Origin of the sequence: Chromohalobacter sp. HP20-39 (assembly GCF_033052815.1) — a bacterium.
In the GTDB taxonomy this organism is placed as follows: domain Bacteria; phylum Pseudomonadota; class Gammaproteobacteria; order Pseudomonadales; family Halomonadaceae; genus Chromohalobacter.
In genome coordinates, this window is the sequence record NZ_JAWHTP010000820.1 from 1 (window position 1) to 259 (window position 259).

General features: G+C 56.0%; 1 protein-coding gene. It reads right to left on the reverse strand.

Annotated features, from left to right (window positions below):
- The coding region (locus RVY79_RS20245) for an alpha/beta hydrolase-fold protein (RefSeq protein WP_317466374.1) at positions 1-259 on the reverse strand (259 nt) is incomplete at both ends.

Genomic DNA, 259 nt, shown 5'->3' on the forward strand with positions numbered 1-259 from the left:
GGATTCTTTTATGGGGTGTAATTGCGCATACAGCGCCTGATTGGCCCGCATGATCATCGGCTCGCGAATACCCGCTTCCAGCACAATGCGCAGACCTTCGGCGCTAACTTCACCAGCTTTTAGCTTTTCAAGTAACACGCCCTCTTGCTGCCCGCCCCGATGCGGCCACCAGTACGATCCTGACTGGCTTAATACACAGCCAAAGCGTTCAGGCCAGTGCAGTCCGGCATACAGCGCGGAAAGCCCACCAAAACTCTGC